The following is a 13571-nucleotide window of genomic DNA, read 5'->3' as shown; positions in this document are numbered from 1 at the left end:
AAGTAAACACACTGCTCAGCGTCCAAGCATAGTTAAGGCTCGGTCATTGTGCTTTCTTCGAACGGTTCCAGTTGTTGCCGCAACGCCTGCTCCAGTTCGAGCATGGCTGCGTCGGTGGCCTCGACGCAGCGCACGATGGTCGGTGCGGGCGTTGTCTGCATGCAGGCCTGTTCCAGCGCATCGCAACAGGCGATCAGGCGCGAGGCCTGGGCGATCCGGGCGGCGCCTTTGATCTTGTGGGCGACCAGCGCCACTGCCTGACGATCATTGCAGGGGGCCAGGGCTAATAATTCCTCGCGATCGAGACGGCTGCTCTTGAGCAATTGCGTGAGCAGACGCCGGACTTGCAGCGGGTTGCCGCCAGTCAACTGACTCAACCCGTCAAGATTGAACGCCGGTTCAAGCGTCGCGGGCTGCAGACCATTGATCCAGTGGCTCAGTGCGCTGAGGCTCAACGGCTTGAACAGGCAGTCATTCATGCCGGCCTGTTTGCAGCGCTGTACTTCTTCAGGCTGCGCGTTGGCCGTGAAACCCAGCACGGTACACGGAGGGCGGCCAGTGCGTTGTTCCTGCTGGCGGATCGCCTCGGTCAGTTCGTAGCCGTTCATCAACGGCATGTTGCAGTCAGCGATAACCAGGTCGAATGCACCGGTCTGCCATTTCTCGAATCCACTCCGACCCTCTTCGGCGAGGGTGAATCGGTGCCCGAGGAACTCCAGTTGCTGGCACATCAGCAGGCGATTGGCCGGATGATCGTCGACCACCAGAATGTTCAGTGGTGCAGAGGTTTGCAGCACAGGCTCGGTTTTTGCCGTGGTCACCTGGCACGGTAGCGTTTGCAGCGGCAGTGACAGGCAGACCTGGGTGCCGATCCCCGGCTGGCTGCTCAACTGCAGCTGCCCACCCATCATTTCACACAGGTTGCGACAGATCACCAGCCCCAGGCCTGCGCCGCTGCGAGCTTGCTGCCGGCCACTCTCGGTCTGGGCGAACGGCTCGAACAGGCGTTGTTGATCTTCGATGCTGATGCCGACCCCGGTGTCCTGGATCGTCAACTGAACGAGCGAGCATTGGCCCGGCCCGTTGGGCAGCACATCCAGATTGATCCGCACCTGCCCGGACTCAGTGAATTTGATGGCATTGCTGATCAGGTTCGACAGGATCTGCTTGAAGCGCAACGGATCCAGCTCCACGTCGACCTGCAGCCCGGGCGGATTGATGATCAGCGGCAGGAGGAGGTTTTTCTGGCGGGCGAGGCCGTCGAAGATCCTGACCACCGACGCCACTGTTTCGACCAGATTGACCCGTTCCGGGCTCAGGCTCAGGTGCCCGGATTCGATCCGCGCGATATCGAGAATGTCGCCGATCAGGCCCAGCAGATCCTTGGCCGAGCAGTAGGCGGTTTCGATGGAGGAGCGATCCGGAGCCTGATCATTCATGCGTTTGAGCGTCAGTTCGAGCATGCCGATAATGGCATTCATGGGTGTGCGGATTTCGTGGCTCATGGTGGCCAGAAAGGTACTTTTGGCGCGGTTGGCGTTGTCCGCCTGTTCCTTGGCCCGGCGCAGTTCATCGAACAACTGGCGACGTTCACTGATGTCGATCCAGCCGCCGATGATCCCTTGCACATCGCCACTGGAGTCGCGGTACGGCAGGATCCAGTGGTAGATCGTCAAACGCCGGCCACCGATGTGCAGCGGTCGATCGAGCAGCAGAGGCGTGCCTTCGGCCACCACCCGCTGGTAATCCGCCTGGTATGCCTGGGCTTCGAAGGCGTTGCTCAGGGTGCCCTGCATGACACTTTTGCCGATCACGTCTTCGCGTTTGGCGTTGAAGGCTTCGAGGTAGCTGTCGTTGCAGCTTTGCAGCAGACCCTGGCGGTCGCGCACGTAGATCGGGTGAGGGGTGCCATTGACCAGTGAACGCATGAATTCGAACTGATCGTTGAGTGCCCGTTCGGCGGCCTGGCGTTGCTTGATCTGGCGACGCATGTAGGCGTTCCACAACAGCGACAGCAACAGCAGCAGGCAGGCCGCGCCGATCAATTGGTAAAACAGGCGTTTGTAGTGATGCCAGTTGCTTTGAGCCGCATTGGAGAAACCGCGCCAGCGACTGTTGATGACCCCCAGTTCCTCCGGTGTGATGCTCAGCAGCGCCTTGTCGAGGATCGAGCCCAGTTCGGCATTGTCACGGGCGCTGGCCAGCGAGAAGGCCGCCTGACGTGTGCCCAGGGTGGTGGTGATCTGTAATTGATGTTCGAAGATCCGCGATGAAATCAGATAATTGGCAATCACCAGCGAGGCGACGGCGCCATCGGCCTTGCCTTCGGCAAGCAAGGTTGCGGCACCGAAAGTGTCGGAGGTTTCGATCAGGTGGATGTTGGGGAATTCGCGGCGCAGGTAATCAGCCATGGGACTGCCTTGGGCAATCGCCAGGTATCGGTTCTTGAGCTGGGTGGGATGTGTCGGGCTGTCAGCGGATTTGCGCGTCAGCAGGACGAAGGAGTTTTCCAGATAGGGACGGCTGAATTGCAGGGTCTTTTCCCGTTGGGGGCTGGGTAGCAACGCGGCGATCAGATCCGCCCGATGTTGATTGATCTGCTCGATCATTTCTCCGTCACTGCGGCTGCGGACCAGTTCGAAGCGCAGGCCGGTACGCAGGCGCAGCAGTTCGAGCAGGTCGGCAGTGATGCCCCGCAGGTTGCCGTCGCTGTCGAAGAATGTCAGCGGCGCGAACGCCTCGTTGACGACGACGCGCAGCACCGGGTGCTGTTTGAGCCACTGTTCTTCGTGGTGGGTCAATTGCAGCTTCTGGTCGGTCAGCAGAATGTCGCTGCCGGCGCTCCAGCGCTTGGCGATGTTGTCCCGTTCGCTGGCCGGTATGGCTTGCAGCACGGTGTTGATGATCGCCAGCAGTTGCGGGTTGTCGGCGTGAACGGCAAAGCTGAAACCGTGGGCTTCCTGTTTGCCGAAATTGGCCATGCGAATGTTGTTCAGATAACCCTTGTTGATCATGTAGTGGGTGGAAATGGTGTCACCCAGAAACACGTCAGCCTGATCGAAAGCCACCGCGTTGATTGCGTTTTGATAGGAGGGATAGGACGTCAGGATGGCTTTGGGATACTGCGCCTTGACCTCATCCTGGGGCAGATAGTGATAGACCATGCTCAGCCGCAGACCGGCCAGGCCTTCAGTCAACGAGCGGGTCTCGCCTTCGCGGGTAACCAGAACCGGCTGATCGATGGCGTAGGGCGTTGAAAGCAGGATATTTGCGTTACTGGCCTCGAAACCGTTGGCCGTACCGAGCATGTCGACCTGACCTGCAATCAACGCCTGCAAGGCGGCTTCCCGTGAGGCAAAGCGCTGGACCCGGATTGGCAACCCGACAGCCTGTTCGAGCAGACCGGCGTAGTCGGCGGTAAAACCTTCGTAATCACGACCGCTGGCGGTCATGTCGAACGGCGGATAGTCCGGCGCGGAAGTGCCCAGTACCAGTTCGCGGCGACTCTCCAGCCATTGCCGTTGCGCGGGTTCAAGGGACACGGATGGCGCTTCGTGGCCCGAGCGGCTGCGCAGCACATAATCTTGCGCGGTGACGAAGCTGGCATGCACCTGAGTCGTCAGGCACAGGCTGACGCAACATAGGGCGAGACAGATCTTTAAACGACTGGGCATTCAGGCTCTCACACTAGCGCGTTGCGTTTGGCCATCTCGATCAGTTCCACCAGAGATCTGGCCTTGAGTTTTTGCATCAGGCGTTTTTTGTAGGTACTGACTGTCTTGTTACTGAGAAACATGCCCTTGGCTATTTCCTTGTTGGTGCGCCCTTGGGCAAATAATTGCAGGACCATCAGCTCGCGGTCGTTGACGGATTTGAATAACTCCAGTTCGGCATAACGCACGTCGTCGAGGCGTACCGGATTCAATGCCTGGCTGGGGAAATAGTTGTAACCGGAAAGTACCGCCTTGATCGCACTGACCAGTTCACTCAAGTCTTCCACTTTGCAGACATAACCGGATGCACCGGACTGCATGCAGCGAATGCCGAACAGCGTCGGGCATTGCGCCGTCAGTACCAGGGTTTTGAGCGGGGTGCCCATGGCGTTGAACCGGGCGAGAACTTCCAGGCCGTCGAGTTTGGGTATGCTGATATCAAGGATGATCAGGTCGGGCATGCATTCGCGGACCATTTGCATGGCATCGACCCCGTTATCGGTTTCGCCGACGACCTTGTAACCTTCATGCTCGAGCAGCATTCGAACGGCAAGTCGGATGACGGGGTGATCATCGACAATAAAAACGGAGTTCATAATCAAATCCCATACGTGCGCGAATAAAGGGCGCACCTTAGCTCAGATAAATGAGCTGCCGCATGAACTCCCGGGGCTGTTGCGGCAATATAGGATAAGTCCTACGCACTAAAAGGAAACCGACTACGACCAAACTCTGTGTCGCGTAAGGAAGTGTTGTGCTGATTTGTTTATCTGAATGTTTTAAGTTGCTTGTCGAACCTTGAATAAACAAGGTTTTGTTTGCGTAGTTGGCTGTTAAACGGATTTACCTTTCAGTCGATCCGTTTGCCTGAGACCACAGAACCGGTTCAATCGAGGCATCGCTCATCCGGGCAGTTGCCTGACCCGGTTGAGCAACTTTTTTTCTGTCAGTGGCTGGAACGCCCGGTCATTTCCAGCGCCATGTCACTGGCGTAGCTGTCGGTCATCCCGGCGATGAAGTCGATCATGCGCAGGAACGAGGTGTGCAGCGGGCCATGGGGATCCGGCGCATTGTTGCCCAGCAGATCGAGGATCCGGCGGCTCTTGAACGACGGCGTGCGGCCGCCATGTTGCTCCAGGGCCGCGCCGCAGAACGCGTTGAGGAGGATTTCCAGGGTGGTGTAGGCGCCGATTTCATGCAGCGTCTTGCGTTTGTCCTGGAAGATTTTCTTGCGGGCGATGTCCTTGGCGTTGAGTACGCAGCGTTTGGCCGGGCCGTGCATGTGTTCCACCAGGTCGCCGTGCAGGGTGCCGGCCAGCAGCGCATCCTGTTGCTCGACGAATGCCCGGGCAGCGGCGTTGGTCAGGTGCTCGATGGCCTTGCCGCGCAGGATCGCCAGTTTGCGTCGACGCGAATCCTGCGGGCCGAGCTGGCGATAGGTTTCCGGCAGATCGTCTCCCACCAGACCGAGCAGCAGCGATTCGACTTCCGCGTACTCCAGCAGCTCCATTTCCAGGCCGTCTTCGAGGTCGATCAGCGCGTAGCAGATGTCGTCGGCAGCCTCCATCAGGTACACCAATGGGTGGCGCGCCCAGCGCTGGTCTTCCAGTTGTGGCAGGCCGAGCTTGTGGGCGATCTGCTCCAGCAGCGGCAGTTCGCTCTGATAGCAGCCGAACTTGTGTTTCTTGTAGCCCAGCGAGTCGGCGTGACGGGCGGTCCACGGATACTTCAGATAGGTGCCGAGGGTGGCGTAGGTGAGGCGGGTACCGCCGTCGAACTGGTGATACTCCAGCTGAGTCAGCACCCGGAAGCCTTGCGCATTGCCTTCGAAATTGAGGAAGTCACCGCGCTCGGCTTCGCTCATGCCGTCGAGCCAGCCGCGCCCGGCGGCCTGCTGGAACCAGTGCCGAATCGCGTCTTCACCGGAGTGGCCGAACGGCGGATTGCCGATGTCATGGGCCAGGCAGGCCGATTGCACGACCATGCCCAGGTCGCTCGGGTCGCACCAGTCGGGCAGGGCGCTGCGCAAGGTTTCACCGACGCGCATGCCCAGCGAGCGCCCGACGCAGCTGACTTCCAGCGAGTGGGTCAGCCGGGTGTGGATGTGGTCGTTACTCGACACCGGATGCACCTGGGTCTTGCGGCCCAGACGGCGGAAGGCACCGGAGAAGATGATGCGGTCGTGGTCTTTGTGGAACGGGCTGCGGCCAAGCTCTTGCGGGCTGTGCAGCGGTTTTCCAAGGCGTTCGCGGTTGAGCAGGGTCTGCCAATCCAAGGCTGGTTCTCTCCGTCGGTGACTGGGATGACTGTTGCCCTAGCTTCCCGGTTCAGCCACACACCTGCAAGCGGAACTACAAGCCCGCGGCATCAATATCGATCAGCAGCAGGCGCTCGCCGTTATCGAAGAACTGCCCGGCGGTCAGGCAATACTGGTTGCTGGTGGCATCGCGGTAGGTGCTGGACAGGGTCAGGCGCCGCTCTTCCCAGCCTTCGGCGAGCAAATGATAGAAGTACGGACGCCATGACCAGTTGTGGCCCAGATAGCGGTTATCGGCGACCCAGCCGTTGTTGCGCCATTCGAGGTTGGGCGTGAGTTGGGTGCCGTGACGGTCGCATTGGTAAAACCGCAGCAACCACGGGAAGGCTTCGAGTTGCGGCAGCGCACTCAGCGGCGCGTGGGCCTGAGCCCAGCTCTGGAGGATCGCCATCAGTTCGCCGAGTTGCTGGCGCATCTGCATCAGGCGCCCGCGTTCGGCCAGTTTCTGCCGCACGTAACGCTGGCGCAGTTCGGCAAAGCGCTGCACGAAGGCGTCGGTCGGATAAAACGCCTCCTGCGCCCGGGCGAACAGGAAACCCTGAACGTAGCGCGAACCGCATTCCAGGGCGAAATTGAGCTGGGCCTCGGTTTCCACGCCTTCGGCGATGATCCAGCAGCCGGTTTTTTCGGCCATTTGCGCCAGAGCCTTGACCACGTCACTGCTCGGCCCGCCCAGTGCGGCAGCCTGAAACAGGCGCATGTCGAGTTTGAGAATGTCCGGCTGCAACGCCAGCACCCGATCGAGCTGCGAGTAACCGGCGCCGAAGTCATCGATGGCGATCCGCGCTCCTGCCTCGCGGTAGCGTGCCACCACTTCGGCCAGACGCTGACCATTGCCGCCCAGTTCAGTGATCTCGAACACGATGCGTTGCGGATCGACGCCGTGGCGCAGCATCTGCTTGAGGCTGGGCAGCGGTTGATCGGCGCGCAGGCGACTGATCCAGCGCGGCGACATGTTCAGGCTGAGAAACCACTCGGCGGGGGCTTCATGCAGTCGGCTCAGGGCGTTGTCGCGGATCTGCCGGTCGAGCCGGCGCAGGGCGATGGCGGGTGTGCGTGGGTCGGCAAACAACGGCCCGACCGAGGCCAGTTGGCCGTCAGGCTGGCGCAGGCGACCCAATGCTTCGACGCCTGCAATACGTCCGGTGGCGGTATCGATGAAAGGTTGAAAGCAGGCGAGCGGTTGCCCGTCGATCACGGGGCCTCCTTAGTCGTTCTTGTTCTGGATGAACCCCGCCGACCGGGTAGGCGCGCGGGATTGAACCTCCGGGTAAAGAGGTTCATCCCGCGGATATTGCAAGAATGTAGCCAGATGCGTCGGCTTAGCGTTTGCCCGAACTCTGCATGACCAGTTTGATCAGTGGCCCGAGGCTGGTGCCCAGCCGTATCAGCCGGGTCAGCCCGCCAACACCGCCGCTTTTTGCGCCTTTGCCGGTGATGAAGCCCAGCAGGGTGACGGCGGCCACGCCCCAAAGCGGCGCGTGCTTGATGCCGAAGCCGCCTTGCAGGTTTTGCGTCATGCCGCGCATGCGCTGCAAGGGCTGCAGCACTTGCCCGGCTTCGTGGCGGATTTCCTGACGATGCATTTCCATGCGCAGGCGGATCAGCGCCTTGCGCATTTCCCGGCGCGAGCTGTTGTGTGGCAGTTCAGGCAGGCTCATGGCAGCAGGCGCTCCCGATCATTGGCCAATTCTTCCAGCGTGCCGTGGAAGGGCGAGGATTCATCGAAGACTGCTGCCTTGAGACGCAGCCCGCAGAAAGCGGCCGCCAGGGTGTAGAACACGCACAGGCCGATGATCGCTGCCAGACGATAGGTATCCCAGAACACGATCAGCACCAGCGTCGACAGACCCACCAGCAACAGCAGGGCAAACACCAGCGCCAGCCCTGCGAACAGCAACAGGCTGACGGTGCGTGATTTCTGCTCCTGCAATTCGATGCCGAACAGTTCGACATGGCTGTGCAGCAAGCCGAGAACAGCGGCGCCCAGACGCCGCGTGGAAGAGGAGGTGCCCGACCCCAGGCCGGATTCGCCGATCGACATGATCAGCGCCGAGTGGCCAGCAGGCCAATCAGAAAGCCCACCCCGGCGGCGATACCCACTGATTGCCAAGGGTTGGCCGACACATAATCTTCGGTGGCGGTGACCGCTGCCTGGCCGCGATCACGCAGGGTGTCTTCGGTCAGCTTCAGGGTTTCCCGGGCGCGCAGCAGGCTGTCGTGGATCTGATCACGCAGCTCATCGGCCTGATCGCCCGCCAGGGACGCGGTGTGTTCGAGCAGCCGCTCGGTGTCGGCGACCAGAGTCTGGAAGTCGTTCATCAGGATTTCTTGAGCAGTCTTTGCCTTGATGCTGGCCATGGGTGGATCTCCGTAAGTGACGTCTGAAGCGTTCGAGTATGAGCCTTGCGCGAAGGTTCAGTACAAATGACTGGTACAGCTTTTGCTATGTCGTGGTGCGTTCTGCTGCCGCCGTGCGCTGTTGGCGGGCGTACATGCAGCAAAACCTTAACTCAAATAATCCTGGTTCGTGTCAGGACATCGACCTTGTGCGCCAAACCGGTTCATCGCAGCTTCATTGCGCAGACCGACCGGTCGCAACTTGGTGCATGAATTGTCCGCGCGAACCGCTTTGGTGCCTTTTTAGCCTTCAGGTCTGCCTCTTTATGGAAAATCTGCAAAGCGCTGTGGACACGCTGGTTCACAGCTCCAACACGTTGTTCATTCTGATCGGTGCGGTGATGGTGCTGGCGATGCACGCCGGTTTCGCCTTCCTTGAAGTCGGCACGGTGCGCCAGAAAAACCAGGTCAACGCACTGTCGAAGATCCTCAGCGACTTTGCCGTTTCGACCCTGGCCTATTTCTTTATAGGCTATTGGATCTCCTATGGGGTCACCTTCATGCAACCGGCGGCGGTGCTGAGTGCCGATCACGGATATGGGCTGGTGAAGTTTTTCTTCCTGCTGACGTTTGCAGCGGCAATTCCGGCGATCATCTCCGGCGGGATTGCCGAGCGTGCGCGCTTCGTTCCGCAGTTGTGTGCAACGGCGCTGATCGTGGCGTTCATCTACCCGTTTTTCGAGGGCATGGTCTGGAACGGCAACTTCGGTCTGCAGGCCTGGCTGACGGCGCGCTTTGGCGCGGCGTTCCATGATTTCGCCGGATCGGTGGTGGTGCACGCCATGGGCGGCTGGCTGGCACTGGCGGCGGTTTTGCTGCTCGGCCCGCGTAACGGCCGTTATCGCGAAGGGCGGCTGGTGGCGTTCGCGCCGTCGAGCATTCCGTTTCTGGCGCTGGGTTCGTGGATTCTGATTGTCGGCTGGTTCGGCTTCAACGTGATGAGCGCACAGACGTTGCAAGGCGTCAGCGGTCTGGTTGCAGTCAACTCGTTGATGGCCATGGTCGGCGGCACGGTGGCGGCGTTGATTGTCGGGCGCAATGACCCGGGCTTTCTGCACAACGGCCCGTTGGCCGGGCTGGTGGCGATCTGCGCCGGTTCCGACCTGATGCATCCGGTCGGTGCGCTGGTGACTGGCGCGATTGCCGGTGCGTTGTTTGTCTGGTGTTTTACCGCCGCGCAAGTCAAATGGCGCATCGACGATGTGCTCGGCGTGTGGCCATTGCACGGTTTGTGCGGGGTGTGGGGCGGGATCGCCTGCGGCATCTTCGGCCAGACTGCGCTGGGTGGCCTCGGTGGCGTCAGCCTGATCAGTCAGTTGATCGGCACTGCGCTCGGTGTGGTGGTCGCATTGCTCGGCGGATTCGCCGTTTACGGCGTGATCAAGGCCTTGCACGGCCTGCGCCTGAGTCAGGAACAAGAGTATTACGGCGCCGATCTGTCGCTGCACAAGATCGGCGCGGTCAGTCAGGACTAAGTTTCCTTGTCGTCGGTGCCGGGGTAAAAGCCATGCAACAGGCGATAGCGATTGATGCGCACCTGGTCGACTTTCTCCTGTACCTGATGAGCTGGCAGACCGAGCATGATCAAGGCGTGGGAGGCGAGCATCAGGCTCGACTCCAATAACTCCGGCACCACTTCGGTGGCGCCGGCCGCTTTGAGTTCAGCCCATTGGCTGTCATCGCGGGTGCGCACCAGAATCGGTATCCGCGCATTGAGCCGGCGCGCTTCCTTGAGAATTCGCAGACTGACATCGCTCTGATCCACGGCGATCACCAGCAGTTTCGCGCGCAACAATCCGATGGCCGTTAGCAAGTCACCGCGCGATGAGTCGCCATAATGCACATCACTTTCCTCGGACGCGGCTTCCTGCACGCGCACCGGATCGTTGTCCAACGCGATGTAAGGTTGATTGGCATTGCGCATGAAGCGGCCGATGGACTGGCCAACGCGCCCGTAGCCGCAAATCACCACATGTTGATCCAGACCGGCATTGAGGGCGCTGATTTCCTCGATTTGCGCCTCCTGATTCGGCTTGCGATGCAGGCGCAGGGCAATTTTCGGTGCCCCGCGCAACAATAGCGGGGTCAGCAACATCGAGCAGAACGTCGCCGCCAGCAGCAGGCCGCCGAGTTCGTCAGGCAGCATGCGGTTTTGCTGCATCTGCGCCATCAATGCGAAGCAGAATTCCCCGCCCTGCGCCAACGCCAGGCCGCTGCGCCAGGCAGTTTCGTGATCGCTGCCGCGCCACTTCACCAAAAGCGCGACGACCGTGCCTTTGATCAGCATCAGACCGAGGGTCAGGCCGAGAATCAGCAGGCTGTGACTGACGAACAGTTGCAGGTCGATCAGCATGCCGATGCTGACGAAAAACACCCCGAGCAGGATGTCGCGAAACGGCCGGATGTCGGCCTCGATCTGATGGCGATAGTGGCTCTCGCCCAACAGCATGCCGGCGAGAAATGCGCCAAGGGCAGGGGACAGGCCCAGCAGGTGTGTCAGCCAGGCGGTCAGCAGCACAATCACCAGCGCCAGCAGGACGAACAATTCCGCCGAGCGCGACGCGGCCACTTCGTGGAACAGCCGTGGCAGCAACCAGCGGCTGGCCAGCAGCAGACCGAAAAACAGCACCACGGTCTTCACCAGCGTCAATGGCAAGGCCCAGTACCAGGCTTGCGTGCTGCTCCCGGCGAACACTGGCACCAGGGTCAGCAACAACACCGCGACCACGTCCTGAAACAGCAAGACCCCGACCGCGTTCTGCCCGTGGCTGCTGAACACTTCGCCCAGGCTGCTCAACTCCTTGGTGACAATCGCCGTCGACGACAACGACAGCCCGGCCCCGAGCAACATTGCCGGGGCCAGCGGCATGCCCAGCAGGATCAGCACCAGCCCGAGCACCCCGGTGCTGAGCAATACCTGCTGACTGCCCAGGCGAAACACCACCTGGCGCAGCGCGATCATTTTCGACAGGGAAAACTCCAGGCCCAGCGAAAACAGCAGAAACACCACGCCCAACTCGGCCACGTCCGGCAGGTGCTCGCTCTCGTTGACCCAGTTGAACGCGGTCGGGCCCACCATCAGGCCCACGCACAGATAGCCCAGCACCGGCGGCAAGCGCAGGCGGCGAAACAGGGCAATCATCACCAGGGATGAGGCGAGGATGATCAGCAGGTTGGCAAACACAAGGCACTCCGATGTCAGGCTCAGGCTTCTCAAGCGTAGAGGCAAAAAGCCCGGGAGCATGGCCTGATTGGCTTTTCTCTGGACTGATTTGCGTCAGGGTTTTGCGTACTGGTTGCCGTGCTCGGGCCTTTGGGCGGCAGCGGCTCGACGGGTTTTCGAGGCAGGCCTAAAATGAATGCTCATTTTTCCGGTTGAGCGATCATGCCTCCTGAATGTCAGTTGTTCGGCACCTTGGGATGCCATTTGTGTGAGTTGGCAGAAGCCGAGTTGATGCCTTTTGTCGAGCACGGTCTGCTGGTCGAACTGGTGGATATTGCCGACGATGAATCCTGGTTCGAGGCTTACAGCCTGCGGATTCCGGTGCTGCGCCGTGTTGATAATGGTGCGGAGCTGAGCTGGCCGTTCAATGCCGATCAGGTCGTGGCATTCCTGCGCTGAGCCTTTTCTTCGGTGACGCGACATGGCTTTCCGCCGGTCGTGACCGTGCATCCTTCCCTTGGCACTCTGTGGTTTATTCGGTTACTGTATGTGCATACAGTAATTGGGTTGGCCTGCTGCTTTGCATGACTTGAGCAGGTGAATCCGGCAGTCAGAGGGACGAACCGTGGTCAATGTCGAACAGTTGAAGAACAGCGTGAACCGGATGTCGGTTGACGTGGTGCGCGAGGCCGTCCTCGAGTTGCGCCTGGACGGGCTGGTCACGGAGGGCAAGACGCCTTTCAACAAATTGCATTTCAACACCTGTTTTGCCGAGATCGAGGCGCTGTTCCAGCGTGCCGGTTATCACAAGCAACTGGATGTGGTCGGTTATCAGGGCCTGCTCTATGCCTTGTATGACCCGGGGCGCTGGGAGGCCGTCGATGTGCTGCGCTGGCTCAAGGAATTCACCGAAGCCGCCGCGCTCAAGTCGATCCCGGCCTGAAGCGGGCGGAGGAATCGGCGCTAGGTTCGTATCGCTCAGTGTTGGATAATGCCGACCTGCATTGAGGGTTCGAATTTCCGTATGTCCACACCAACGTTTTCCGCTGCGCAGAATCAGGCCAGCACCCTTTACCTTCCTCCGGGCAGTTGGCCTACCGTCCTTGATTGCCTGTGTGAGCATTTCAGTGCGATCAGTCGCGAGCAATGGCTGGACCGGATCGCCCGGGGCCGGGTACTGGATGGGCAGGGACAGCCGATTGCGCTGGATCTGCCGTACAAGGAAGGCCTGCGTATTCACTACTTCCGTGAAGTGCCGGATGAAAAACCGATCCCGGTGGTCGAGTCGATCCTGTATGCGGACGAACATCTGGTGGTGGCGGACAAGCCGCACTTCCTGCCGGTGACACCGGCCGGCGAGTACGTCGAACAGACGTTGCTGCGCCGTCTGATCCGTCGCCTCGATAATCCGCATCTGGTGCCACTGCACCGCATTGACCGGCACACGGCAGGGCTGGTGATCTTTTCCGCCAACCCGCAAACCCGCTCGGCTTATCAGTCGTTGTTCCCGACCCGGCAGATCGATAAACGTTATGAAGCGATCGCCCGTGCGCTGCCGGAACTGGAATTTCCCCTGGTGCATAAAAGTCGCCTGATCGACGGCGAACCGTTCTTCCGCATGCAGGAAGGCCCAGGTGTCGCCAATACTGAAACGGCGGTGGAAGTCCGGGAAAAGAATGGTGATCTGTGGCGCTACGGCCTGTACCCGGTGACCGGCAAGAAGCATCAGCTAAGGGTGCATATGACCGCGCTAGGGGCGAGTATCTGTAACGATCCGTTCTACCCGGATGTGTTGAAAGACGTTGAGGATGACTATGCCAATCCGTTGAAGCTGTTGGCACAGGGGCTGCGGTTTGTCGACCCGGTGACCGGCGAAGAACGCGAGTTCGAAAGTCAGATCACCCTGCAGTGGTGACGCCATTCACTTCCCCGCACCCATGAAAAAGCCCGCATTAATGCGGGCTTTTCTGTATCTGGT

12 protein-coding genes are annotated in these 13571 nt (G+C 60.2%); 4 read left to right on the top strand and 8 right to left on the bottom strand.

Features of this window, described 5'->3' with window-relative positions; genetic code table 11:
* Positions 1 to 32: 32 nt before the first annotated feature.
* The 7 genes from E4T63_RS19300 to E4T63_RS19270 form a co-directional block, all read right to left on the bottom strand.
* A complete protein-coding gene (locus E4T63_RS19300) occupies positions 33 to 3674 on the bottom strand; it encodes a transporter substrate-binding domain-containing protein (RefSeq protein ID WP_098964886.1) in 3642 nt (1213 codons plus the stop codon).
* Between the two features lie 8 nt (positions 3675 to 3682).
* Positions 3683 to 4309: a response regulator transcription factor gene (locus tag E4T63_RS19295; protein WP_098964885.1), complete on the bottom strand. Its 627-nt coding sequence runs from the start codon at positions 4307 to 4309 to the stop codon at positions 3683 to 3685.
* Between the two features lie 350 nt (positions 4310 to 4659).
* Positions 4660 to 5988: a deoxyguanosinetriphosphate triphosphohydrolase gene (locus tag E4T63_RS19290; RefSeq protein ID WP_003226741.1), complete on the bottom strand. Its 1329-nt coding sequence runs from the start codon at positions 5986 to 5988 to the stop codon at positions 4660 to 4662.
* A gap of 76 nt (positions 5989 to 6064) precedes the next feature.
* Positions 6065 to 7228, bottom strand: a complete 1164-nt coding sequence (locus E4T63_RS19285) for an EAL domain-containing protein (protein WP_096794968.1) — start codon at positions 7226 to 7228, stop codon at positions 6065 to 6067.
* Positions 7229 to 7352: 124 nt separating this feature from the next.
* Entirely contained in the window at positions 7353 to 7691 is a 339-nt protein-coding gene (locus E4T63_RS19280; protein WP_027613426.1) for a hypothetical protein, read from the bottom strand.
* The gene (locus E4T63_RS19275; RefSeq protein WP_027613425.1) at positions 7688 to 8074 is read right to left on the bottom strand and encodes a phage holin family protein; all 387 of its coding nucleotides are present in this window, start codon (positions 8072 to 8074) and stop codon (positions 7688 to 7690) included. Before E4T63_RS19275 ends, E4T63_RS19280 begins: the two co-directional genes overlap by 4 nt.
* A gap of 2 nt (positions 8075 to 8076) precedes the next feature.
* Positions 8077 to 8391: a DUF883 family protein gene (locus E4T63_RS19270; RefSeq protein ID WP_003226733.1), complete on the bottom strand. Its 315-nt coding sequence runs from the start codon at positions 8389 to 8391 to the stop codon at positions 8077 to 8079.
* 305 nt (positions 8392 to 8696) lie between these two features.
* On the opposite strand from E4T63_RS19270, the gene E4T63_RS19265 reads away from it, so the two are divergent.
* Positions 8697 to 9905 carry an ammonium transporter gene (locus E4T63_RS19265; protein ID WP_027613424.1) on the top strand — a complete coding sequence of 403 codons (1209 nt, stop codon included), beginning with the start codon at positions 8697 to 8699 and terminating at the stop codon, positions 9903 to 9905.
* Here the strand turns inward: E4T63_RS19265 and E4T63_RS19260 are convergent.
* Entirely contained in the window at positions 9902 to 11614 is a 1713-nt protein-coding gene (locus E4T63_RS19260) for a cation:proton antiporter (RefSeq protein ID WP_098964883.1), read from the bottom strand. The two genes, E4T63_RS19265 and E4T63_RS19260, sit on opposite strands and share 4 nt — an antisense overlap.
* A 201-nt stretch (positions 11615 to 11815) precedes the next feature.
* Here E4T63_RS19260 and E4T63_RS19255 point away from each other — a divergent pair, with 201 nt between their 5' ends.
* The 3 genes from E4T63_RS19255 to E4T63_RS19245 all read left to right on the top strand — a co-directional run bounded on the left by E4T63_RS19255 (position 11816) and on the right by E4T63_RS19245 (position 13508).
* Positions 11816 to 12052 carry a glutaredoxin family protein gene (locus E4T63_RS19255; protein WP_098964882.1) on the top strand — a complete coding sequence of 79 codons (237 nt, stop codon included), beginning with the start codon at positions 11816 to 11818 and terminating at the stop codon, positions 12050 to 12052.
* A gap of 166 nt (positions 12053 to 12218) precedes the next feature.
* Positions 12219 to 12536, top strand: coding sequence for a transcriptional regulator (locus E4T63_RS19250; protein ID WP_003226726.1), 318 nt, complete (start codon positions 12219 to 12221; stop codon positions 12534 to 12536).
* An 81-nt stretch (positions 12537 to 12617) separates the two neighbouring features.
* Positions 12618 to 13508, top strand: coding sequence for a pseudouridine synthase (locus E4T63_RS19245; RefSeq protein ID WP_135296283.1), 891 nt, complete (start codon positions 12618 to 12620; stop codon positions 13506 to 13508).
* Positions 13509 to 13571: the final 63 nt, after the last annotated feature.

Origin of the sequence: Pseudomonas fluorescens (genome assembly GCF_004683905.1) — a bacterium.
Lineage (GTDB): Bacteria > Pseudomonadota > Gammaproteobacteria > Pseudomonadales > Pseudomonadaceae > Aquipseudomonas > Aquipseudomonas putida_A.
Note: the sequence above shows the minus strand (reverse complement) of the source record. Positions and strands in the feature narration are given on the sequence as shown.